At 74.9% G+C, this 21,315-nt stretch carries 19 protein-coding genes; 6 read left to right on the top strand and 13 right to left on the bottom strand.

The window, feature by feature from the left end; translation table 11 throughout:
- Positions 1–16 precede the first annotated feature (16 nt).
- Together AC3WT4_RS10105 and AC3WT4_RS10100 are read right to left on the bottom strand one after the other, a co-directional pair.
- Entirely contained in the window at positions 17–1,273 is a 1,257-nt protein-coding gene (locus tag AC3WT4_RS10105) for a DNA polymerase IV (RefSeq protein ID WP_108050178.1), read from the bottom strand.
- Between the two features lie 39 nt (positions 1,274–1,312).
- Positions 1,313–1,756 carry an SAV_6107 family HEPN domain-containing protein gene (locus AC3WT4_RS10100; RefSeq protein WP_074810044.1) on the bottom strand — a complete coding sequence of 148 codons (444 nt, stop codon included), beginning with the start codon at positions 1,754–1,756 and terminating at the stop codon, positions 1,313–1,315.
- Between the two features lie 80 nt (positions 1,757–1,836).
- Between AC3WT4_RS10100 and AC3WT4_RS10095 the strand changes: the two genes are divergently transcribed.
- Positions 1,837–2,883 carry a spermidine synthase gene (locus AC3WT4_RS10095; protein ID WP_167405777.1) on the top strand — a complete coding sequence of 349 codons (1,047 nt, stop codon included), beginning with the start codon at positions 1,837–1,839 and terminating at the stop codon, positions 2,881–2,883.
- Between the two features lie 87 nt (positions 2,884–2,970).
- Here the strand turns inward: AC3WT4_RS10095 and AC3WT4_RS10090 are convergent, their stop codons facing one another.
- The 5 genes from AC3WT4_RS10090 to AC3WT4_RS10070 all read right to left on the bottom strand — a co-directional run bounded on the left by AC3WT4_RS10090 (position 2,971) and on the right by AC3WT4_RS10070 (position 7,947).
- Positions 2,971–3,174 (bottom strand): cold-shock protein, encoded by a 204-nt coding sequence (locus tag AC3WT4_RS10090; protein WP_074810042.1) that lies wholly within the window; start codon positions 3,172–3,174, stop codon positions 2,971–2,973.
- Positions 3,175–3,476: 302 nt separating this feature from the next.
- Entirely contained in the window at positions 3,477–4,403 is a 927-nt protein-coding gene (locus AC3WT4_RS10085) for a proteasome assembly chaperone family protein (protein ID WP_492315377.1), read from the bottom strand.
- A gap of 111 nt (positions 4,404–4,514) precedes the next feature.
- Positions 4,515–4,955, bottom strand: a complete 441-nt coding sequence (locus AC3WT4_RS10080; RefSeq protein ID WP_021482350.1) for a response regulator — start codon at positions 4,953–4,955, stop codon at positions 4,515–4,517.
- Positions 4,952–6,622: a sensor histidine kinase gene (locus tag AC3WT4_RS10075; RefSeq protein ID WP_108050191.1), complete on the bottom strand. Its 1,671-nt coding sequence runs from the start codon at positions 6,620–6,622 to the stop codon at positions 4,952–4,954. The genes AC3WT4_RS10080 and AC3WT4_RS10075 overlap by 4 nt, the downstream gene beginning before the upstream one ends.
- Complete coding sequence (locus AC3WT4_RS10070) at positions 6,619–7,947, bottom strand: PP2C family protein-serine/threonine phosphatase (RefSeq protein WP_492315376.1); 1,329 nt, start codon at positions 7,945–7,947, stop codon at positions 6,619–6,621. The genes AC3WT4_RS10075 and AC3WT4_RS10070 overlap by 4 nt, the downstream gene beginning before the upstream one ends.
- A 167-nt stretch (positions 7,948–8,114) precedes the next feature.
- On the opposite strand from AC3WT4_RS10070, the gene AC3WT4_RS10065 reads away from it, so the two are divergent.
- The 3 genes from AC3WT4_RS10065 (at position 8,115) to AC3WT4_RS10055 (ending at position 12,198) form a co-directional block, all read left to right on the top strand.
- Positions 8,115–10,379 (top strand): HelD family protein, encoded by a 2,265-nt coding sequence (locus AC3WT4_RS10065; RefSeq protein WP_492315375.1) that lies wholly within the window; start codon positions 8,115–8,117, stop codon positions 10,377–10,379.
- A gap of 88 nt (positions 10,380–10,467) precedes the next feature.
- Positions 10,468–11,667, top strand: a complete 1,200-nt coding sequence (serA, locus tag AC3WT4_RS10060) for a phosphoglycerate dehydrogenase (RefSeq protein ID WP_108050173.1) — start codon at positions 10,468–10,470, stop codon at positions 11,665–11,667.
- Between the two features lie 111 nt (positions 11,668–11,778).
- A complete protein-coding gene (locus AC3WT4_RS10055) occupies positions 11,779–12,198 on the top strand; it encodes a pyridoxamine 5'-phosphate oxidase family protein (protein ID WP_074810039.1) in 420 nt (139 codons plus the stop codon).
- Positions 12,199–12,267: 69 nt separating this feature from the next.
- On the opposite strand, the gene AC3WT4_RS10050 is transcribed toward AC3WT4_RS10055, so the two are convergent.
- Entirely contained in the window at positions 12,268–12,462 is a 195-nt protein-coding gene (locus tag AC3WT4_RS10050) for a DUF5302 domain-containing protein (RefSeq protein WP_031316400.1), read from the bottom strand.
- A gap of 272 nt (positions 12,463–12,734) precedes the next feature.
- On the opposite strand from AC3WT4_RS10050, the gene AC3WT4_RS10045 reads away from it, so the two are divergent.
- On the top strand, positions 12,735–13,757 hold the full coding sequence (locus tag AC3WT4_RS10045) for an aldo/keto reductase (protein ID WP_492315402.1): 1,023 nt from the start codon (positions 12,735–12,737) through the stop codon (positions 13,755–13,757).
- 181 nt (positions 13,758–13,938) lie between these two features.
- On the opposite strand, the gene nrdR is transcribed toward AC3WT4_RS10045, so the two are convergent.
- Together nrdR and AC3WT4_RS10035 are read right to left on the bottom strand one after the other, a co-directional pair.
- The gene (gene nrdR / locus AC3WT4_RS10040) at positions 13,939–14,469 is read right to left on the bottom strand and encodes a transcriptional regulator NrdR (protein WP_108050170.1); all 531 of its coding nucleotides are present in this window, start codon (positions 14,467–14,469) and stop codon (positions 13,939–13,941) included.
- Positions 14,470–14,837: 368 nt separating this feature from the next.
- The gene (locus tag AC3WT4_RS10035) at positions 14,838–15,203 is read right to left on the bottom strand and encodes a LysM peptidoglycan-binding domain-containing protein (RefSeq protein ID WP_286186133.1); all 366 of its coding nucleotides are present in this window, start codon (positions 15,201–15,203) and stop codon (positions 14,838–14,840) included.
- 334 nt (positions 15,204–15,537) lie between these two features.
- Between AC3WT4_RS10035 and lexA the strand changes: the two genes are divergently transcribed.
- On the top strand, positions 15,538–16,272 hold the full coding sequence (gene lexA / locus AC3WT4_RS10030; RefSeq protein WP_492315374.1) for a transcriptional repressor LexA: 735 nt from the start codon (positions 15,538–15,540) through the stop codon (positions 16,270–16,272).
- A 115-nt stretch (positions 16,273–16,387) separates the two neighbouring features.
- On the opposite strand, the gene AC3WT4_RS10025 is transcribed toward lexA, so the two are convergent.
- The 3 genes from AC3WT4_RS10025 to hflX form a co-directional block, all read right to left on the bottom strand.
- Positions 16,388–17,395, bottom strand: a complete 1,008-nt coding sequence (locus tag AC3WT4_RS10025; RefSeq protein WP_108050166.1) for an L-lactate dehydrogenase — start codon at positions 17,393–17,395, stop codon at positions 16,388–16,390.
- Between the two features lie 29 nt (positions 17,396–17,424).
- Entirely contained in the window at positions 17,425–19,566 is a 2,142-nt protein-coding gene (locus AC3WT4_RS10020) for an ATP-dependent DNA helicase (RefSeq protein WP_492315373.1), read from the bottom strand.
- Between the two features lie 168 nt (positions 19,567–19,734).
- Positions 19,735–21,291: a GTPase HflX gene (hflX, locus tag AC3WT4_RS10015; RefSeq protein WP_257417469.1), complete on the bottom strand. Its 1,557-nt coding sequence runs from the start codon at positions 21,289–21,291 to the stop codon at positions 19,735–19,737.
- Positions 21,292–21,315 lie beyond the last annotated feature (24 nt).

The following is a 21,315-nucleotide window of genomic DNA, read 5'->3' as shown; positions in this document are numbered from 1 at the left end:
TGGTCGTGTGACACCCTCAGGATAGATCGACATCCGCGGGGGTGGTAGTCGAGCGGGGCCGGGCGGGCCCCAGGGCGATGGATCTCACCCCGAAACGGCCACGGACGGCGTCGACGGCCTCCTCCGCGCGTCGCCGGACGGCGTTCGTCTCCACCACGGCCTCCTCGAGCGTGGGCTGGACCACAGCCTCCGCACGCGGCTCGAGACCTTCCGCACGCACCCCGACGAGCCGGACCGCGAGCCCGCGCAGGTCGACCCCCGCCACGAGCTCGCGGGCGACGAGGTGGATCTCGCGCGCGACGTCCGTCGGGGCACCGAGCGTGCGGGCCCGCGTGACCGTCCGGAAGTCGCTCGTGCGGACCTTCACGCTCACCGTGCGGGCGACGAGGCCCTGGCGCCGGAGCCTGCCGGCGCACCGGTCGGCCAGCTCGAGGACGCGGGCCTGCACGGCGACGAGGTCGCGCAGGTCGTGCTCGAAGGTCGTCTCGGCGCCGATGCTCCGCTCCGAGCGCTCGGGCTGGACGGGCCGCGGGTCACGACCCCACGCGAGGTCGTGCAGGTGAGCACCGGAGACCTTGCCGACCGCCGTCTGCAGGGACGCCACGTCGGTGTCGGCGAGCTCGGCGACCGTCCGGATGCCCCACTGCGCGAGGACGGCCTCCGTGCGCTCACCCACGCCCCACAGCGCCCCGACCGGCAGGGTGCGCAGGAACGGGACCGTCGCCGCCGCGGGCACGAGCAGCATGCCGTCGGGCTTGGCGTGCGTGGACGCGAGCTTCGCGACGAACTTCGTCGTCGCGATCCCGACCGAGCACGTGATCCCGTGGTCCGCGTGGACCCTCCGCCGCAGCGCGGCGGCGATCCGCGTGGGCGGGCCGAGACGCCGCCGGGCGCCGCTGACGTCCAGGAACGCCTCGTCGACGCTCACCTGCTCCACGAGCGCGGTGATCTCGCCGAGCGCGGCCATGACCGACCTGGAGACCTCGTGGTAGCGCGCGTGGTCCGGCGGCACGACGACGGCCTGCGGGCACAGCCGGCGCGCGGTGGTCATGGGCATCGCCGAGTGGACGCCGAACGCGCGCGCCTCGTAGGTGGCGGCGAGGACGACGCCCCGCTCGGCACCGCCGACGATCACCGGTCGCCCGACGAGCTGGGGACGCCGCGCCAGCTCGACCGAGGCGAAGAACGCGTCCATGTCGACGTGGAGGATCGAGCAACCGCTCTCGTCGTCCCCCCAGTCCCGGCGCACGACCGCGCGCGGCCCCCGGCTCATCGGGTGCTCACCGTGCCCGCGGGCCGGGCGGCCGGGTCGTCACGACGCCACCGTCCGCAGCCCGGGCAGCCGCACGAAGCCGGCGTCCGGGTCGACGAGCATCGCGACCTCGTCGCGGAAGTCCTCGGCGCACGCCACGAGCTCGTCGGCGCGGCGGGGGTCGACCTCGTCGAACCTCCCGGCGTCCACGGCGGCACGCACGCGCGCACCGCTCGCGAAGTACACCGACCACGCGGCGAGACCGGGCTCGGCGTCCGCGAGCTGCTCCCAGACCGTGCGGGCGCGCCCACGGCGCACGGGACGCGCACGGAGCGCGACGACCGCGGCCGCGGCCCGCAGCGCGCCGAGGTGGGCGTGGACGAACCGCTCCCCCGCGTCCTGCGCGAGTGACGCCGCGACGAGCTCCGCGTCGGCGCGGGCGAGCAGCCGCCGCACCTCGGCGGGAACCACGACCTGCGCCCTCGCGCCTGCTTCGTTCGACATCGTGCACCTCCTGCTCCACTATCGAACACCTGTTCGATCCTGTCAACGTGCCGGCGGCGTGCAGCCCGTACGGTGGGCACATGGCCCGCCGCACCTCCCGACGACCTCCAGGGTCCCCCGCACCACCCACACCGCCCCGGCGTCGGGGGCCCGCGCGCGGCGCTCCCGCGGCGTCCGACCTCCCGAGCGAGCCGGTCGCGACCACGACGGGGACCGCGCGCGTCGAGCGCGACCCCGACCGCCCGTCCGCGGTCACCCTCTACGTCAACGGCGTCCCGAGCTCGTACCTCGACCTGGACGACCCCGGGATGCTCGCGTTCGAGTACATGCAGCAGATGGCCGCCGTCGTCGACGCGCTGCACCCCGGACCCGTGCGCGCGCTGCACCTCGGCGCGGCGGGGTGCAGCCTGCCGCGCTGGGTCGAGCACACCCGCCCCGGCTCCACGCAGCTCGGGGTCGACCTCGACGCGCGACTCCTCGAGCTCGTCCGCGCCTGGTTCGACCTGCCGCGCTCCCCGCGGCTGCGGCTGCGGCCCGACGACGCCCGGCACGCGGTCGAGGGGCTCGCGGACGCGTCGTTCGACGTCGTGGTCCGGGACGTCTTCCACGGTGACCGGACGCCCGACCACCTCGTGACCCTCGGCATGGCCGACGACGTACGGCGCGTCCTGCGACCCGGGGGCGTCTACCTGGTCAACTGCGCGGACCGGCCGCCGCTCGCCGCGGTACGGCGCGAGCTCGCGACGCTCGCGGCCGCCTTCGGCGAGGACGCCTGGGACGACGGCCGCGTCGCGGCGATCGCCGAGCCGGCGCAGCTCAAGGGGCGCCGGTACGGCAACGTCGTCCTCGCTGCGGTCGCGCCGGGCGGCGCCGAGCCCGGCCTGGCCGGACCAGGGCTCGCGCGCGCGGTGCGCTCGCTCGCCGTGCCGGCGCGCGTCCTCGTGGGCGGCGAGCTGCGGACCTTCGTCGGCCCTGCGACCCCGCTCGTGGACCCGGCGCCCGAGCGCCCCGCGCCCGACGAACCCGCGCTCGCGCGGGCGGCATCGGACGCTCGGGCCGACGAGCGGGCCGACGAGCGGGCCGACGAGCAGGCCGACGAGCGAGCACGGCGAACGGGCGAGGGCTGACACGCCAGGAGCCGCGCCCCCGGGCGGGGACGCGGCTCCTGCGCTGCTGCTACGACCGGGTGGCCCGACCGCAGGACGTCGTGGACGTCAGAGCGGGCGGACCTTCTCCGCCTGCGGGCCCTTCGGCCCCTGGGTGATCTCGAACTCGACCCGCTGCGCCTCGTCGAGCGTGCGGTACCCGTTCGACTCGATCGCCGAGTAGTGCACGAAGACGTCGGCACCGCCGCCGTCCTGCGCGATGAAGCCGAAGCCCTTCTCGGCGTTGAACCACTTCACAGAACCCTGCGCCATGCTGTTCCTCTGACCTTCTGTCCATCCGGGGACATCAGCAGGCGGACCCTTCGTCCACCCCCGTGCGCCGCAATGCCATGTCCCACGTCCTTCGCCGGTGCCCGGCCGTGTGCGGCCGGCAGGCCCGACGCCGGACCACCCCGCCGGGCGGACCCACGTACCGGCCCTGCACCGGGTCGTGCGCAAGTACGTCACTGCAACGGGTCACAGTGTGGCATGGACCACGTCAGGTCCGCCATGGAGAACGGGCTCGCTCGTGCTGATTTTTCGGCACATACTCCCCGGCGGGGCCGCGGGCGCCGTCACTCGCCCGACTGCTGCGCGAGGAAGCGCTCGAACTCCGCGCCGAGCTCGTCGGCCGTGGGGATCGGCGCCGACTCGGCGAGCAGGCTCGTGCGCCCGACCGATCGGGCGAAGGCGTCGTACTGCTCCTCGAGCGCCCGGACGACCGCCGCGACCTCCTCGGAGTCGCGCACCTGGCGCTCGACCTCGGTCTTCGCGTCCTGGACCGCCTCCGCGAGGCCGCCCGTGGCGAGGTCGAGGCCCGTCACGCGCTGGACGTGCTCGAGCGCGACGACCGCTGCCGGGGGGTACGACGACTGGGCGAGGTAGTGCGGCACGTGCACGGTGTAGCCGACGGCGTCGTGGCCCGCGCGGCCGAGCCGCAGCTCGAGGAGCGCGGCGAGGCTCGCCGGGACCTTGACCGTCCCGAACCACGACGTGTGCTCACCGAGCAGCTCGGGGCGCGTCGCGTGCGCCGTCACCGAGAGCGGCCGCGTGTGCGGGATGCCCATCGGGATGCCGTGGAAGCCGACGACGAGCGCGACGCCCAGGCGTTCGACGACGTCGCGCACCGCGGCGACCACGCGCTCCCACTGGACGTCGGGCTCGGCGCCGTGCAGGAGCAGGAAGCCCGTGCCCTCGGCGTCGCGCACGTGGTCGACGACGAGGTACGGCTCGTCGTAGTCGGACCAGCGGTCCGTGCTGAAGGTCATCGTGGCCCGCTTCGAGCGGTAGTCGATCAGCTGGTCGGCGTCGAAAGTCACCAGGCGGGTGACCTCACCGATCTCCAGCAGGTGGTCGACGGCCACCTCTCCCGCGCTGCCCGCGTCGACGAACCCCGCGACCGCGTGCAGCAGCACCGGCCCGGAGCCCGCCTCGGGCGGCGTGGGCCACAGGCGCGCCACGGCCTGCTCGTCGAGCTCGTAGATCCCGCGAGGGTCCAGCATGCATCCTCCTCGTCACGTCCTTCGCCCGTGCGCCGCCGGTGGCGCGCTGCGGGCCTGACGAGGTAACGCGACCCGGGCCGGGGATCATTCCCGGCCGGGCGGTGCCGGCGCTCAGCGACCGGGGAGCCGCACCACGGAGACGAAGAAGTCGTCGATCTGCCGCACGACGTCGATGAACCGGTCGAAGTCGACCGGCTTGGTGACGTAGGCGTTGGCGTGCAGCGAGTAGCTGCGCACCACGTCCTCCTCGGCCTCCGACGTCGTGAGCACCACGACGGGGATCTTGCGCAGCGCGTCGTCGGCCTTGAGCTCGGCGAGGACCTCGCGCCCGTCCATCCGGGGCAGGTTGAGGTCGAGGAGGATGAGGTCGGGCGTCGGAGCGCCCGCGTGCTCGCCCTCCTTGCGCAGGAACTGCAGCGCGCTCACGCCGTCGGACACCACCGAGAGGCGGTTGGTGACCTTGTGGTCCTCGAACGCCTCGCGGGTCATGAGCACGTCGCCCGGGTCGTCCTCCACCAGGAGGACGTCGATCGGCTTGCTGCCGTGGCTCATGCGGGGCTCTCCTCGTCGTCGGGGCGCGCGGGGGCCGGGGCGTCCGGACCGGCGCCGCCGGGGTCGGAGCGAGCGTAGCCGACCTGCGCCTGCACGTAGGCGTGGGCGAGCGTGAAGCGGATGGTCGTCCCGCCCTCGCGCGGCTCGATCCAGATGCGCCCGCCGTGGTACTCGACGATGCGCTTGCACAGCGCCAGGCCGATGCCCGTGCCCTCGTAGACGTCCTTGGCGTGCAGGCGCTGGAAGATGACGAACACGCGGTCGGCGTACTGCGGGTCGATGCCGATCCCGTTGTCCTCGACCGACAGCTCCCAGTGGGTGTCGCGCGCGAGCACGCCCACGTGCACGACGGGCGGCCGGTCGGGGTGACGGAACTTCAGCGCGTTGCCGACCAGGTTCGCGAGCAGCTGGTGCAGGAGCGCCTGCTCCCCCACGACGACGGGGAGGGGGTCGTGCGTGACGCGCGCCCCGGACTCCGCGATCTTCTCCGAGAAGTCCTCGAGCACGCCCCGGAGCTCGTGCTCGAGGTCGACGTCGACGCGCTCGGTGCCCGTCCGGCCGACGCGGGAGAACCCGAGCAGGTCCTGGATGAGGCGCTGCATGCGCTTCGCGCCGTCGACCGCGAAGTCGATGTACTGGTCGGCGCGGTCGTCGAGCTCGCCCCCGTAGCGCTTCTTGAGGAGCTGCGTGAAGCTTGCGACCTTGCGCAGCGGCTCCTGGAGGTCGTGCGAGGCGACGTACGCGAACTGCTCCAGGTCGCGGTTCGAGCGCTCCAGCTCGCGCGCCTGCTCGGCGAGCAGCTCGTGCGAGCGCGCCGCGTCCTCGTGCGACGCCTTGATCTCCGCGACCTGGTTCACGAGCTCGACGCGCATGTGCTCGACGTCCTGCGCGAGGTCCGCGATCTCGGCGGGCCCGGACGTGACGACCGGCTCGTCGAGGCTCCCGGAGCTCACGAGCCGCACGCGGTGCGCGAGCTCCGCCATCGGCTCGGTCACCCAGCGCTTGAGGCAGACCCACAGGATGATGCCCACCGCGAGCGCCGAGCCGACGAGGACGAGCACGCTCCCGAACAGGGCGCGGCTCCACCGGTCGAGCGCGTCGAGACGCTCGACGCGCTCGGCACGGAGCGCGTCGTCGTACCGCGCGGTGTCCGCACGCGCCGCCCCGAAGAGCTCGCTCCCGCGCGCCTGGTCGACGGCGCGGACCCGCCCCGGGCCGTCCTGCTCGGTCGTCGCGATCGCCCGCTCGGCGTACTCGGAGACCCAGGCGCGCACGGAGGACTCGGCCTGCGCCCGTGCGGCGGCGAGCTCGTCGTCGAGGTCGAGGCGGTCGACCAGCCCGGCGTCCGGGACGACGCCGGCGGCGTCGACCTCCACGGCGCGCGTGTAGGCCTCGAGCGCCGTGTCGTCGCCCGTGGCGACGTACGCGCGCACGGCGACCTCGGCGTCGAGCAGGCCCACGTACGCGCCGTCCGCCTGTGTGACGGCGTCGAAGAAGGGCCCGGTCACGTCGGTCTGGATCGTCAGGACGCGCGAGAGGGCGATCGCGGACGTCGCGAGCACGCCCAGGAGGATGACGCCGGCGACGACGAGGGCCCAGCCGAGCCGGCGCCGCAGCGTCGGGGCGCGACGCTCGCCCGCGCGCCTGCGGTCGCCCGCCGCGCTCACCGGGCCCACTCGTCCGAGTCCGCGAGGGTCGCCGACCGCTCGCCCGGGGAGCTGCCGTCGCCGCCCCACCCGAGGACGAGGAGGGCCGCGTCGTCGGCGAGCGGGCCGCCGTGCAGGTCGCGCACGCGACGGAAGACCCGCTCGACGACGCCCTCGACGCCCTGCTCCAGGGCGCTGTCCACGGCGCGGCGCAGGCCGCCGACGCCGACGCGCTCGGGGCGGGTGCGCGCGTCGCCCGCCCCGGCGCCCGCGACGGTCGCCTCGACGAGGCCGTCGGTGTAGAGCATGAGCGCCCAGCGCTCGCCGAGCTCGACCGGCTGCGACGTCCACCCGCCCGCGACCGGGATGCCCAGGGCGCGGCCGCGGGCGGTCGGCGTGATCTCCGACGCCGTGTCGCGCAGGAGCAGCGGCGCGAGGTGTCCCGCCAGGTACACCTCGGCGCTGCGACGGTCCGCCGAGACGACGACCTGGCACAGCGTGACGAACACCTCCGGCCGCGCGCGCTCGGGCACGAGCACGCGCTCGAGCAGCGGCAGGATCGCCTCCGGCTGGGTGTCGCTGAGCACGATGGTGCGCCAGGCCGTGCGCAGCGTCGCACCGAGCGCGGCCTCGTCCGGACCGTGCCCGGCGACGTCCCCGATGACGCACAGGACGGTCCCGTCCGGGCGTTCGACCGCGTCGAAGAAGTCGCCGCCGAGCAGGCCGTTGCCGCCGGGCACGTAGCCCACCATGACGTCGAGCCGGACGTCCTGCACGAGCGGGGTCGGCAGGAGCGCGCGCTCGAGGCGCGCCGTCTCGGCCGCGCGGACCTCGCTGCGGTACAGCGCGCGCTGCTGCTCGACGGACATGCGCCGCTGGATCGCGTAGCGCACCGACCGCCCGAGCAGGTCGCCGTCGACCTCGCCCTTGACGAGGTAGTCGTCCGCGCCCGCGGCGACCGCCTGCACCCCGAGGTCGATGCCCGAGTGGCCGGTCAGGACGACGAGCGCGGGCGGCCGCGACCCGGCACGCACGCGCTCGACGGCGGACAGGCCCACGGAGTCGGGCAGGCCCAGGTCCAGCAGGACGCAGTCGACGTCGTGGGACGCGACCATCTCGAGGGCGCCGTCGAGGGTCGTCGCGCGGTGCAGCTCGACCTTGAGGTCGCCGTCCGCCAGCAGCTCCTCGACGAGGATCGCGTCGCCGTCGTCGTCCTCCACGAGCAGGATCCGGAGCTCGTCCGTCGGGGCGAGCACGGCGCGCCCGGAGTGCGTCTGGTCCGGTCCGGCGGCGTCGTCGCCGCGCGCGGAGGGTCGGCCCGGGGCTCGACGCTCGCTCCCGGTCACGACGCCCGCTCCCCTCTGGTCGCCATGGGCCACGATCCTAGCCGCAGGCGCGCGTCCGGCCCGGTCACGGGTCCGGGACGCGCCGGGCGCCGGTCCCCCGGACGGCGGTCGTACGCCATAATGGACGGCCGCGCGAGCGGCGCGCCGCAGGTCGAGGAAGGGACAGCGTGGGACGCAACGACGAGCTCCGGCTCGAGCAGGAGGTCGTGGACACCCTCTACGCGCGACTCGACGAGCTGCGGGCGGCCGCCCGTGCCCGTCTCGACGAGGTCCGGCGCTCCGGGCCGTCGGGCTCGCCGCAGAACCGCAGCGAGCGGGACGCGTTCGCGACGCTGTACGAGGACCGCGTCGCGCAGCTCGACGCCGTCGAGGACCGCCTCGCGTTCGGCCGGCTCGACCTCGACGACGGCGCCCTCCGCTACGTCGGGCGCATCGGCCTCACCGACGCCGAGCACTCGAGCCTCCTCACGGACTGGCGCGCGCCCGCCGCCCAGGCGTTCTACCGCGCGACGGCGGCCCACCCGGACGGCGTCGTGCGCCGGCGGCACCTCGTGACGCGCGGTCGTGCCGTGACGGGGCTCGAGGACGAGCTCCTCGACCTCGACGCGCCGGAGGCCGTGACCGGCACGACGCTCTCGGGCGAGGGCGCGCTCCTCGCCGCGATGGCCGCGGGCCGCACGGGACGCATGGGCGACATCGTCGCCACCATCCAGTCGGAGCAGGACGCGATCATCCGCTCCGAGCTCGCGGGGGCGCTCGTCGTCCAGGGCGGACCGGGCACGGGCAAGACGGCGGTCGCGCTGCACCGCGCGGCCTACCTGCTGTACGCGCACCGGCGGCTGCTGGAGCGCTCGGGCGTGCTGCTCGTGGGCCCGAGCCTCTCCTTCCTGCGCTACATCGACCAGGTGCTGCCGTCGCTCGGCGAGACCGGCGTCGTGAGCACGACGATCGCCGACCTCCTGCCGGGCGTCGTCGCCGACGGCGAGGAGGACCCGCGCGTCGCGCGCGTCAAGGGCCGGGCGGTCATGGCCCGCGCGGTGCGTCGTGCGGTGCGCGCGCGCGAGCGCGTGGCCGCGGCGGACGTCCCGGTCCGGCTCGACGGCCACGACCTCCTGATCCGGCGCCGCGACGTGCGCGACGCCATCGCGAAGGCGCGGCGCACCCACAAGCCGCACAACCTCGCGCGCGTCACGTTCGTCCGCGAGATGCTCTCGCGCCTCGTCGAGCAGTACGGGCGTCAGCTCGGCGAGCCGCTCGTCGGCGAGGACCGCACGCTCGTCCTGGAGGACCTGCGCTCCCACCGGGACGTGCGCGTCGCGCTCAACCTGGCCTGGCTGCCGCTCACGCCCGAACGCCTCGTCGAGGACCTGTGGACCAAGCCGCACCGGCTCGCCGAGGCCGCGCCCGAGCTCTCGCCCGAGGACCGGCGGCTGCTCGAGCGGCCGAAGGGTGCACCGTGGACGCCCGCGGACGTCCCGCTCCTCGACGAGGCCGCGGAGCTGCTCGGCGAGGACGACCAGGCGGAGCGCGCCGAGGCCGCCGCGCGCGCGGCGCAGCGCGCGCAGGACCTCGAGTACGCGCGGCAGGTGCTCGAGTCGTCCGGTGCCGGCGGCGGGATCGTCGGGGCCGACGTGCTCGCCGAGCGGTTCACCGCGAGCGGCCCGCGCCTGACCACCGCCGAGCGCGCCGCGCAGGACCGCACGTGGACCTACGGCCACGTGGTGGTCGACGAGGCCCAGGAGCTGTCCGCCATGGCGTGGCGCATGCTCGTGCGCCGGTGCCCGACGCGGTCGTTCACGGTGGTGGGCGACGTCGCCCAGACGTCGTCGCTCGCGGGCGCCCGGTCGTGGAAGGGCATGCTCGACCCGGTCTTCCGCGACGCGTGGCGGCTCGCGGAGCTCACGGTCAACTACCGCACCCCGGCCTCCGTCGCGGACGCGGCCCGACGCGCGGCCGTCGCGGCCGGCCTCCCGGTCTCGCCGCTGACGTCCGCGCGCGACGTGGAGGACGCCCTGCGCGTGGTCTCGGTGGCACCGGGCGCGCTCGAGGCACGGGTGCGAGCGGAGGCCGAGGCCGCGCGCGCGGAGTTCGTCGCCGCGGAGTCGGGCCGCGTCGCGGTCGTCGCGGCCGCGCCTGCGGTCCCCGCGCTGCGGGCCGCGCTCGGGCTCGCCGACGCGGGCGGCGAGGACCCGGTCGTCGTGCTCGACCCCGTGCAGGTCAAGGGCCTGGAGTTCGACGCCGTCGTGCTCGTCGAGCCCGCCGAGGTCGCGACCGGGCCGTCGGGTGCGTCCGACCTGTACGTCGCCATGACGCGGCCGACGCAGCGCCTCGTCGTCGTGCACGCGCTCCCGCTGCCCGCCGGCATCGCGGCGCCGCCGTCGGACGACGCGCCAGTCGCCGCACGGGGCGCCGCACCGGGGGCCGAGGCCTGACGGAGGTCCCGTCCGGGCGCGGGTTCACCTCGTCCCGAGGGTCAAGACCCGTTTGGTCCGGACCGCGGAACGGGCGCACCATGGGGGCGTGCTACGCGCCCTCCTCCTCGAAAACCTGCACCCCCTCGCCGCCTCGAACCTCGAGGCCGCGGGCATCGACGTCACCGTCCGCACCGGAGCCCTCGACGAGTCCGAGCTGATCGAGGCGCTCGACGGCGTCCACCTGCTCGGCATCCGGTCCAAGACGAACGTCACGGCGAACGTGCTCGAGAACGCCCCCGACCTGGTGGCGCTCGGCGCGTTCTGCATCGGCACGAACCAGATCGACCTGCGCTCCGCCGCGACGCAGGGCGTCGCCGTGTTCAACGCGCCGTTCCAGAACACGCGCTCCGTCGTCGAGCTCGCGCTCGCGGAGATCATCGCGCTCACGCGCCGCCTCACCGAGCGCGACCGCGCGCTGCACGAGGGTCGCTGGGACAAGTCGGCGGAGGGTGCGCACGAGGTCCGCGGCCGCACGCTCGGCATCGTCGGCTACGGCAACATCGGCACGCAGCTCTCGGTCGTCGCCGAGAACCTCGGCATGTCGGTCGTCTTCTACGACACGGCGGAGAAGCTCGCGCTCGGCAACGCGCGCCGCATGGACACGCTCGACGAGCTGCTCGAGCAGGCCGACGTCGTCACGCTCCACGTCGACGGGCGCCAGGGCAACGCCGGGCTGTTCGGCGCCAAGCAGTTCGCCCGCATGCGCCAGGGCTCGATCTTCCTCAACCTGTCGCGCGGGTTCGTGGTGGACTACGGCGCACTGCGCGAGGCGATCGTCGAGGGCCGCGTGGCCGGCGCCGCGGTCGACGTCTTCCCGCACGAGCCCAAGCGCAAGGGCGACGCGTTCGACTCCGAGCTGCGCGGCCTGCCGAACGTCATCCTCACGCCGCACATCGGCGGATCGACGGAGGAGGCGCAGGAGGCGATCGGGCAGTTCGTGTCCGCCAAGCTGCGCGACTACCTCACCACCGGCTCGACGACGCTCAGCGTCAACGTGCCCAACCTCGCGCTCGAGCAGACGACGGGCATCACGCGCATCACGCACCTGCACCGCAACACCCCCGGCGTCCTCGCCGCCGTCAACGCGACGCTCGCCGAGCACGGGACGAACATCGAAGGCCAGCTCCTCGCCACGCGCGGCGAGATCGGCTACGTCGTCACCGACGTCGGCTCGCGCGTGGAGCCGGCCGTCATCGAGGCGCTGGCCGCGATGGAGCAGACGATCGCCCTGCGCATCCTCGACTGACACAGCCCGGGAGACCTTCGCCGCGCCGGTCCGTCCGCACGCGGCGAAGGTCCCCGGTGACCGTGACCTTCGCCGCTGAGCGCCTCTCGCGCGCCGGTGCCACGATGAGGCATGACCGGATACATGCACGACGGGCCGCAGATCCTCGACGCCGACGCGTCGTGGGACCTCGTGGAGGGGACCCACGTCGCACGCCTCGCCGTGAGCGTGCGGGGCGAGCCGGACATCTACCCCGTCACCGTGCTGGTGCACGAGCGCACGCTCGGGTTCCGCACCGTGCCGGGGACCAAGCTCGCGACGCTCGCGACCAACGAGCGGGTCGCGCTTGAGTGGGACCACGTCGACGACGACGGCGCGTGGAGCGTGGTCGTCCGCGGGACCGCCCACCGGAGCCGGACCGAGCACGAGGTGGAAGCGGTCCAGGACGGGGCGGACCCGCTCGTCCCCACCGTCGACGTCCCGACCGAGGAGTGGGTCGTCGTCGAGGCCCGCGAGATCACCGGACGGCGCTTCGCGCGCGCGGAGCCGTAGGGCCCGCAGGTGCCCGGACGTGCGACGTCCGGCCGCCCCCCGAGGGACGACCGGACGTGGGGCACGTGCTCAGCCGGACTTGCGGCGGAACGTGCGCTGGACCGGGCCGACGGTCTCCGAGCCGTGCACGGAGCCCGTGTTCGACTCGCCGTCGGCCGTGCGGTGGCGCGCGGCGTTCTTCCGGTCGAGCGCCTCCCGGAACTTCGCCTTGGCCTCCTCGGTCGGTGCGGTCTCTGCAGCGGGTCGCTGCTGGTCGGACGCCATGGCGGTCTCCTCGTCGACGGGGAACTCGGTGGGGGCACTGCGTTCGGCCCGACGGGTCGGGCACCCCGCCAGCCTCCCCCACCGCGCCGCCCGACGCCACCTGATTTGTCCGCTCGGCCCGTCCGGCCCGACCCACGCCGCGACGCCACCGCGGCCGCCCCGCACGAGCCGTCCGGTAGCGTCGGGGCGTGTCACCCGACCCCACGCCGCAGCCTGCCCCTGCCCGACCCGACGGCGCCGACGACGCCGGTCGCCCTGCGCCGGCACCGGCCGTGCTCCCGCACCGCGCGCTCGGCCGCAGCGGCCTGCGCCTGCCCGAGATCGCACTCGGCCTCTGGCAGAACTTCGGGGTCGCCGACCCGTTCTCGACGCAGCGCGAGATCGTCCTGCACGCCGTCGATCGCGGCGTGACGCACCTCGACCTCGCCAACAACTACGGGCCGCCCGGTGGCGCCGCGGAGGAGTCGCTGGGCCGGCTGCTCGCGCGCGAGCTGCGCCCCGTGCGTGACGAGCTCGTCGTGACGACCAAGGCGGGGTACCGCATGGGTCCCGGGCCGTACGGCGAGGGGGGCTCCCGGAAGTACCTGCTCTCCTCCCTCGACGCCTCGCTGCGCCGGCTCGGCCTCGACCACGTCGACATCTTCTACTCGCACCGCTACGACCCGTCGACCCCGCTCGCCGAGACGATCGGCGCCCTGGGGACGGCGGTCCGCTCGGGGCGCGCGCGCTACGCCGGGATCTCGTCGTACTCGGCCCGGCGCACCCGCGAGGCCCTGCGGGTCGCGGCCGACGTCGGGGTCGAGCTCGTCGTCACCCAGGTCTCCTACTCGATGCTCAACCGGTGGATCGAGGCACCCGACCCGCACGACGAGGCGGGGGCCGACGTGCTCGACGTCGCCGGTGCGGAAGGGCTCGGCGTCGTCGCGTTCTCCCCGCTCGCCCAGGGCATGCTCACGGACCGCTACCTCCACGGGGTCCCGCAGGGCTCGCGCGCGGCGCGCGGCGGTCCGCTGCGCCCGGCGTTCCTCTCCGAGGAGAACCTCGACCGCGTGCGCCACCTGGACGAGCTCGCGCGTGCCCACGGGCGCACCCTCGCGTCCACGGCGATCCTCTGGGCGCTGCGCGACGAGCGCGTGACGTCGGTCCTGCTGGGCGCGAGCTCGACCCGGCAGCTCGACGAGAACCTCGCGGCCCTCGACGCTCCCGCGCTCTCGCCCGAGGAGCTCGCGGCCGTCGACGCGCTCCCCGTGGACACAGGCATCAACATCTGGGCATCACGCTCGAGCGACCTGTAGCCCGCCTGCCGCGTGCGCCCGCCTGCCGCGTGCACCCGTCTGCCGCGCACGCCCGTCTGCCCAGCGCGGCGTCGCGGGGTCCGCGTCGGGGCGCTTCGACGACCCGACGCGCGAGCCCCGGGCGCGTGGCGCGGACAGGGGGGCACGTGGCACGCAGGTGGCGCGGAACGCCATCCGACTGTCAGGCCTGGGGTGCCGCCTCGCGCTCGGTCGCGCCGCCGTCGGCGGCCCCGGCCGCCGCACGCCCGGCCGCCGCCTCACGTTCCTCCCGGTCCACGCGCAGCGACGTGATGGCGCTCTCGAAGTCCTCGAGCGAGTCGAACGCCTGGTAGACGCTCGCGAAGCGGAGGTAGGCGACCTCGTCGAGCTCGCGCAGCGGCCCGAGGATCGCGAGGCCGATCTCGTACGCGTCGAGCTCGGCGCTGCCGCTCGCGCGGATGGTCTCCTCGACGCGTTGCGCGAGGACCGCGAGGTCGTCCTCGTTCACCGGCCGCCCCTGGCAGGCCTTGCGGACGCCGTTGACGATCTTCTCGCGCGAGAAGGGCTCCGTCACGCCGGACCTCTTGACCACCGACAGGCTCGCGGTCTCGATCGTCGTGAAGCGGCGGTTGCACTCCGGGCACTGACGCCGACGACGGATCGAGGCGCCGTCGTCGGACGTGCGGGAGTCGACGACGCGGGAGTCCGCGTGACGGCAGAACGGGCAGTGCATGGCGGGCTCCTCCGCGGGTCGCGCCGACGGGTCGGCGCGACGAACGTATGTCGTCCCGGGCGCGCGGTGCAACACGCCGGACGTCCCGCCCGATCCCGGGCAGCAGAACGGGGGCGGTCGTGGTCGACCGCCCCCGTCGGGACGCCCCCGTCCCCATCTCGCGCGCGACTCGCCTCGCGCGCGGCGACGTGCACAGGAGTCGCGGTGGTCCGCGCACTCCTCGCCTCGTCCGCCCAGCCCCCCAGCCGGCGTGTGAGGTGACACTAACTTAGGCGTACCTAATGCGACGGCGCAACCCTTCGCGCGAGCCTGCTACGCAGCAGCGCCGTGTGCTGCGTCACAGACAGAGGGCCCGCACCCGTGCCCCGTCACCGCTCGCCGACCGGGAGGAGGATCGTCTGACCGGTCTGCACGCCCGACGACGACAGGCCGTTCAGCTCGACGAGCCCGCTGACCACCTCACGCAGGTCCTCGCCCGGGGTCGCGACGCCCTGCGCCAGCTCCCACAGCGTCTCCCCCGAGCTCACGACGTGGACGCGGACCTCGACCGGCTCCCCCGGCCCGCTCGCGACCGCCAGGCCGACGCGCGCGGCGAGCACGAGCACGACCGCCACGAGCAGGACGAGAACCGCCCGACCGCGTCGCGTGATGCGCAGCGGAGCCTCCGCCCGCGCACCCCCCATCGATCCGCCACGTGCGAACCCGGTCGGCGTCGCCATCGCCATCGTGTCCATGTCCCCTCCGTCCCGGCCCGCGGGCCCGATCGCCTTCCCCGGTCGATCGGACCCGCGCGCCCGTCTCGCTCCCGCCCGACCGCTCCGGTCGAACACCTGTACGTAGAACATCTGTACGAAGGTCTATCACGAACGACCCACAGAGTCGAGGCATGCTCGAACAGGTGTTTGATTCGTGTCGCATACTCCCCTAACCTGGGGTCAGGTCGGTTCGCCGGACATGTCCGCTCGGACCCGGAGGAGCGACCGAGGTCCCGGGGTGCACGCCCCGGGGAGGGGAAGCCGCAGGCCCGGCCGGGGCCGGTGGCACGCGACGGACGAGGGCGGAGCGACCATGGCGGGACGAGGCACGGACAGGGCACGGGGGATCGCCGAGGTGCGCGAGCTGCCGGACGGGTCGGCAGGGGGTGACGGGCTCACCCCGCGCCAGCGGCTCGTGCTCGAGACCATCCGCGCGTGCGTCGAGCAGCGGGGCTACCCGCCGAGCATGCGCGAGATCGGCGAGGCCGTCGGGCTCACCAGCCCGTCCTCCGTCAAGCACCAGCTCACGACGCTCGAGCGCAAGGGCTTCCTGCGCCGCGACCCGAACCGCCCGCGCGCGATCGAGGTCGTCCAGCCCGACGACTCCCGCCGTGCCACCCCCCTCGCGCCCGCCGGGGCCGCACCCGAGCCCACGTACGACGAGGCCCACCCCGCGCCGTCGTACGTCCCTGTCGTGGGCCGCATCGCCGCCGGTGGCCCCATCCTCGCGGAGCAGGTCGTGGAGGACGTCTTCCCGCTGCCGCGCCAGCTCGTCGGCGAGGGCGAGCTCTTCCTCCTGCGCGTGCAGGGCGACTCGATGATCGACGCGGCGATCTGCGACGGCGACTGGGTCGTCGTGCGCCGTCAGCCGGTCGCGGAGAACGGCGAGATCGTGGCCGCCATGATCGACGGCGAGGCGACCGTCAAGAGCCTGCGACGCGCGGACGGCCACGTGTGGCTGATGCCGCACAACGCCGCGTACGAGCCGATCCCCGGGGACGACGCCCAGGTGCTGGGGCGCGTCGTCTCCGTCCTGCGCAGCCTCTGAACCGTCCCCGCGCAGCCTGCGCGCGGACCGCGAGCAGGGTCCGGTCAGCACGAGAGCCGGGTGGTCCCTCGACCACCCGGCTCTCGTCGTGCAGGGCCCGACGAGGCCCGCGGGCTCAGATGCCGAAGCGCCGCGCGACCGCGCGCAGCGACTCTGCGGACGAGCGCAGTCCCGCGAGCTCGTCGTCCGCCAGCGGGACCTCGACACGCTCCGTGGCGCCGCGGCGGTCGACGAGCGTCGGGAGCGAGAGGCACACGTCCTCGAGCCCGTAGATGCCGTCGAGGAGGGTGGACACGGGGAGCACCCGGTGCTCGTCGGCGAGCACCGCCTCGATGATCCGGGTGCCCGCGAGCCCGACGGCGTAGTTCGTCGCGCCCTTGCCCTCGATGATCCGGTAGGCCGACTGCACGACCTCGCGCGCGATCTCGTCGCGCACGTCGCCCGTGAGCGGCCCCCGGCCGCCGATGCCCTGCCACTCGAGCAGCGGCGCCCCGCCGATCGTCGCGGAGCTCCAGAGCGGGATCTCGCTGTCGCCGTGCTCCCCGGCGATGTACGCGTGCACGTTCTGCACCGCGACGCCGCAGTGCTGCGCGACGAGGAACCGCAGCCGCGAGGAGTCGAGCACCGTGCCGCTGCCGAAGAGCTGCGTCGGGGGGAGCCCCGAGAACTTGAGCGCCGCGTACGTGACGATGTCGACGGGGTTGGTCACCATGACGTAGACGGCGTCCGGAGCGACCTCCACGAGGCCCGGGAGGATCGTCCGCATGAGCCCGATCGTGCCCTCGGCGAGGTCGAGGCGTGTCTGGCCCGGCTTCTGCTTGGCGCCGGCCGTCACCACGACCACGTCGGCCCCCGCGCACACCGCGACGTCGTCGGACCCCTCGACGCGCGCCATGGGCATGAACTGGATGCCGTGCTGGAGGTCGAGGACCTCGGCCTCGACCTTCGCGCGGTTGACGTCGAGGAGCGCCACGGTGCGCGCCGCGCCGCGCATGAGCGCGGCGTAGGCCAGCGTCGAGCCGACGGCCCCGGCGCCGACGATCGCGAGCTTCGTGGTCCGTGCTCCCCCTCCCGGACCGCCCGCGGTCGCGTCGCCGGTGCCCTGCGGTGACGTGCTCGTCATGTCGCCTCCGTGAAGTCGCTGGAAAGGGCTCAGCCTAGGGCGGCGAGGCGGCGGAGCGCAGCGGTGGCCACGTCGCGGTCGGTCGTCTGCCAGAACCCCGGCATGGACCGCGTGAGGAACGACCCGTAGCGCGCCGTCACGAGCCGCGGGTCCAGGACCGCCACGACGCCGCGGTCGGCCGTGGACCGGACGAGCCGACCGGCGCCCTGGGCGAGCAGGAGGGCCGCGTGCGTCGCGGAGACCTGCATGAACCCGTTGCCGCCCGCGGCCTCGACCGCGCGAGCGCGGGCCGACTTCACCGGGTCGTCCGGGCGCGGGAACGGGATGCGGTCGATGAGCACGAGCTGGCACGACGGCCCGGGCACGTCCACGCCCTGCCACAGCGACAGCGTGCCGAACAGGCACGTCGCCGGGTCCTCCGCGAACTCCCGGACGAGCGTCGGCAGCTGGTCGTCGCCCTGGCACAGGATCGGCACGTCCAGCCGCTCGCGCATCGCCTCCGCTGCGGCCACCGCCGCGCGCCGCGAGGAGAACAGGCCGAGGGTACGTCCGCCGGCTGCCTCGACGAGCGCCGCGATCTCGTCGAGCTGGTGCTCCGTGGACGCCTCCCGGCCAGGCGTCGGCAGGCGCTTCGCGACGTAGAGGATCCCCTGGCGCGGGTAGTCGAACGGGCTCCCGACGTCGAGCCCGCGCCACCGCGGCGCGTCCGTGCTGCCCCCGTCCGCGCCTGCGGTCGGCGCGGGGCCGAGCCCGAACGTGCGCGCGACGGCGTCGAAGCTCCCGCCGAGCGCGAGCGTCGCGGACGTGAAGACTCCGGTGCGCTCGGCGAGCAGGTGGGTGCGGATGAGGCCCGCCACGCCGAGCGGGGCGGCGTGCAGGCGGCTCGCGCCGTCGCCGAAGCGGTCGCCGGACCAGCCGCCCTCCCCGGGCCGCGAGCACCACAGCACGTCGTGGCCCGTGGGGTCGGCCGCCATGCGCTCGGCGACCTCGAAGAGCTGCAGCATCGTCGACTGCGCCATCTTCAGGCCCGTGTCCGGCTGGGCCGGCTTCGTGACGCCGGTCTCGGGCTTGAGCGTCGAGAGCACCTCGCGTGCCGCGTCCCGCACGGCCGCGACCGCCGACCGCGCGGCGTCCGGCAGGCCGTCGGGGAAGCGCTCGGCGGGCAGCGACCCGACGACCGTGCCGAACGCGGCGGAGGCGGCGTCGAGCGCGTCCGTCGTGACCCCGCCGTGGCGGCGCGCGAGGCGCGCCGCGCTCTCGATCGCCGGGACGGAGAGGTCGACCGTCGCGGCCGCCGTCACGCGGTCCGCGAGCTCGTGCGCCTCGTCGACGACGAGCACGTCGTGCTCGGGCAGCACCCCGGGCGACCCCATGGCCGCGATGCCGAGCATCGCGTGGTTCGTCACGACGACGTCGGCCTCGCGGGCCGCGGCGCGCGCCCGCTCGGGGAAGCACTCCGCGAGCAGCGGGCAACGCTGGCCCAGGCACTCGAGCGCCGTGACGGAGACCTGCCGCCACGCCTTGTCGCTCACGCCGGGGACGAGGTCGTCGCGGTCGCCCGTGGGCGTCTCGTCGGCCCACTCGCGCAGGCGCACGACCTGCTCGCCGAGGGCCGCCATGCTCGTCCCACCGCGCGCGGCGGGGTGGTCGGCGGCGCCCGCCGCCTCGCCGGGGAGGTCGAAGAGCGTGGGCTCGTCCGCGGGGTAGCCGCCCGCGATCTTGTGCACGCACAGGTAGTTGTGCCACCCCTTGAGCAGCGCGATCGACGCGGGCCGCGGGAGGCGGTCCGCGACGGCGTCGGCCACGAGCGGGAGGTCCCGCGTGATGACCTGGCGCTGGAGGGCGAGGGTCGCCGTCGAGACGACGACGCGCTCGTCGGTCGCGACCGCGTGGCGCACGGCGGGGACGAGGTAGCCGAGCGACTTCCCCGTCCCGGTCCCCGCCTGGACGACGAGGTGCTCGGAGCCCCCGATGGCGTCCGTGACGGCCCGCGCCATGGTCCGCTGGCCGTCGCGCCGCGCACCGCCCAGGCGCGTGACCGCGAGGTCGAGGAGCTCCTCGACGGCGGGCACGTCGCCCGACGCCGACGCAGCCGCGTCCGACCCGGCCTGCCCGGTCGCCTCCGTGTCCGGACGGTCGGGCACGGGTGCGGTTCGGGTGGAGGGGGGCACCCGCCGAGTCTACGGTCGGGCGCCCACGCCGCGGGCGAGGGCTGTGGACGCCGCGGAGACGGGACGACCCCGCGCGGCGCAGGCCGCACGGGGTCGTCCACGAGGTCGGACGGCGGTCCCGCACGAGGCCGGGCCGCCCGGTCCGCCGGCAGACCCGGCGGGAGGAGGTCAGCTCGCCGCGGAGGCTCCGACGAGCTCCGTCGCGAGCGCCTGGGCGACGCGGCCGCGCAGGAGCGTGCCCTCGGGCGTGTGCTCCTCGTGGTCGATCTCGCCCTCGGTGTGCACGCGGTGCACGAGGTCGCCACGGTGGTACGGCACGACGACGTCGATCTCCACGTCCGGGCGCGGCAGCTCGTGCGCGATGAGCTCGCGCAGGTGCTCGATCCCCTCGCCCGTGTGCGCCGACACGACGACCGTGCGGCGCTCGCGCAGCCGGATGCGCGCGATCGTCTCCGGGTCGGCGAGGTCCGCCTTGTTGAGCACGATCACCTCGGGCACGTCCTCCACGCCCGGGATGTCGGCCAGGACGTGGCGCACCGCCGCGATCTGACCCTCCGGGTCCGGGTGCGAGGCGTCCACCACGTGCAGCAGCAGGTCGGCGTCGCCGACCTCCTCGAGCGTCGAGCGGAACGCCTCGACGAGCTGGTGCGGCAGCGCGCGCACGAACCCGACGGTGTCGGCGAGCGTGTAGACCCGGCCGTCCTCGGTACGCGTGCGGCGCACCGTGGGGTCGAGCGTCGCGAACAGCGCGTTCTCGACGAGCACGCCCGCGCCGGTGATGGCGTTGAGGAGGCTCGACTTGCCCGCGTTCGTGTAGCCCGCGATCGCGACGGACGGGACGGCGTGCCGCTTGCGCGACGCGCGCTTCGTCTCGCGCCCCGGGGCCATCGCCTGGATCTCGCGCCGCAGCTTGGCCATGCGGTTGCGGATGCGCCGGCGGTCCAGCTCGATCTTCGTCTCACCGGGACCGCGCGACCCCATGCCCGCGCCGGCGCCGCCGACCTGGCCACCCGCCTGGCGGGACATCGACTCGCCCCATCCGCGCAGGCGCGGGAGGAGGTACTCGAGCTGGGCGAGCTCGACCTGGGCCTTGCCCTCCCGCGACTTGGCGTGCTGGGCGAAGATGTCGAGGATCAGCGCGGTCCGGTCGATCACCTTGACCTTGACGATGTCCTCGAGCGCGCGCCGCTGGGAGGGCGCGAGCTCGCCGTCGATCACGACCGTGTCCGCGCCGCTGGCGGCGACGACGTCGGCGAGCTGCGCGGCCTTGCCGGAGCCCAGGTACGTGCCAGGGTCGGGCTTCGCGCGGCGCTGGATCACGCCGTCGAGCACCTCGGAGCCCGCGGTCTCCGCGAGGGCGGCGAGCTCGCGCAGCGAGATCTCTGCCTCCTCGGCGGACGTGGGCGCGCCGTCCTCGCGCGGGTCGGAGCCGGGGCTCCAGAGCCCGACGAGCACGACCTTCTCGAGGCGCAGCTGCCGGTACTCGACCTCGGTGACGTCCTGGAGCTCGGTCGACAGGCCGACGACGCGGCGCAGCGCGCTGCGCTCCTCGAGCTCGAGCTGCTCGCCGTCGTGCTCCGCGTGGACCGTGCCGCCCTCGGCGCGTGCCGTCCCGGCCCGAGCGAGCACCCGCGCCACGACGTCGCTCGCGATGTCCCGCGTCGCGCCGGTCGGCTCGTCCTGAGCCGAGGTGGGGTTCGGAGTGTTCGCAGGGGTTGGGCTCATGTGCCGCCTTCCGTCGGTGGTGGG

Source organism: Cellulosimicrobium sp. EB106-03-01-XG111, from assembly GCF_058792115.1.
Note: the sequence above shows the minus strand (reverse complement) of the source record. Positions and strands in the feature narration are given on the sequence as shown.

Excerpts from the sequence above, each read along its gene's own strand:
- AC3WT4_RS10090 (WP_074810042.1), bottom strand. The coding sequence starts at position 3,174 with ATGGCGCAGGGTTCTGTGAAGTGGTTCAACGCCGAGAAGGGCTTCGGC.
- lexA (WP_492315374.1), top strand. The coding sequence starts at position 15,538 with ATGGCGGGACGAGGCACGGACAGGGCACGGGGGATCGCCGAGGTGCGC.
- AC3WT4_RS10085 (WP_492315377.1), bottom strand. The coding sequence starts at position 4,403 with ATGCTGGACCCTCGCGGGATCTACGAGCTCGACGAGCAGGCCGTGGCG.
- AC3WT4_RS10105 (WP_108050178.1), bottom strand. The coding sequence starts at position 1,273 with ATGAGCCGGGGGCCGCGCGCGGTCGTGCGCCGGGACTGGGGGGACGAC.
- AC3WT4_RS10100 (WP_074810044.1), bottom strand. The coding sequence starts at position 1,756 with ATGTCGAACGAAGCAGGCGCGAGGGCGCAGGTCGTGGTTCCCGCCGAG.
- AC3WT4_RS10035 (WP_286186133.1), bottom strand. The coding sequence starts at position 15,203 with ATGGACACGATGGCGATGGCGACGCCGACCGGGTTCGCACGTGGCGGA.
- AC3WT4_RS10050 (WP_031316400.1), bottom strand. The coding sequence starts at position 12,462 with ATGGCGTCCGACCAGCAGCGACCCGCTGCAGAGACCGCACCGACCGAG.
- AC3WT4_RS10095 (WP_167405777.1), top strand. The coding sequence starts at position 1,837 with ATGGCCCGCCGCACCTCCCGACGACCTCCAGGGTCCCCCGCACCACCC.
- AC3WT4_RS10025 (WP_108050166.1), bottom strand. The coding sequence starts at position 17,395 with ATGACGAGCACGTCACCGCAGGGCACCGGCGACGCGACCGCGGGCGGT.
- AC3WT4_RS10055 (WP_074810039.1), top strand. The coding sequence starts at position 11,779 with ATGACCGGATACATGCACGACGGGCCGCAGATCCTCGACGCCGACGCG.
- nrdR (WP_108050170.1), bottom strand. The coding sequence starts at position 14,469 with ATGCACTGCCCGTTCTGCCGTCACGCGGACTCCCGCGTCGTCGACTCC.
- hflX (WP_257417469.1), bottom strand. The coding sequence starts at position 21,291 with ATGAGCCCAACCCCTGCGAACACTCCGAACCCCACCTCGGCTCAGGAC.
- AC3WT4_RS10080 (WP_021482350.1), bottom strand. The coding sequence starts at position 4,955 with ATGAGCCACGGCAGCAAGCCGATCGACGTCCTCCTGGTGGAGGACGAC.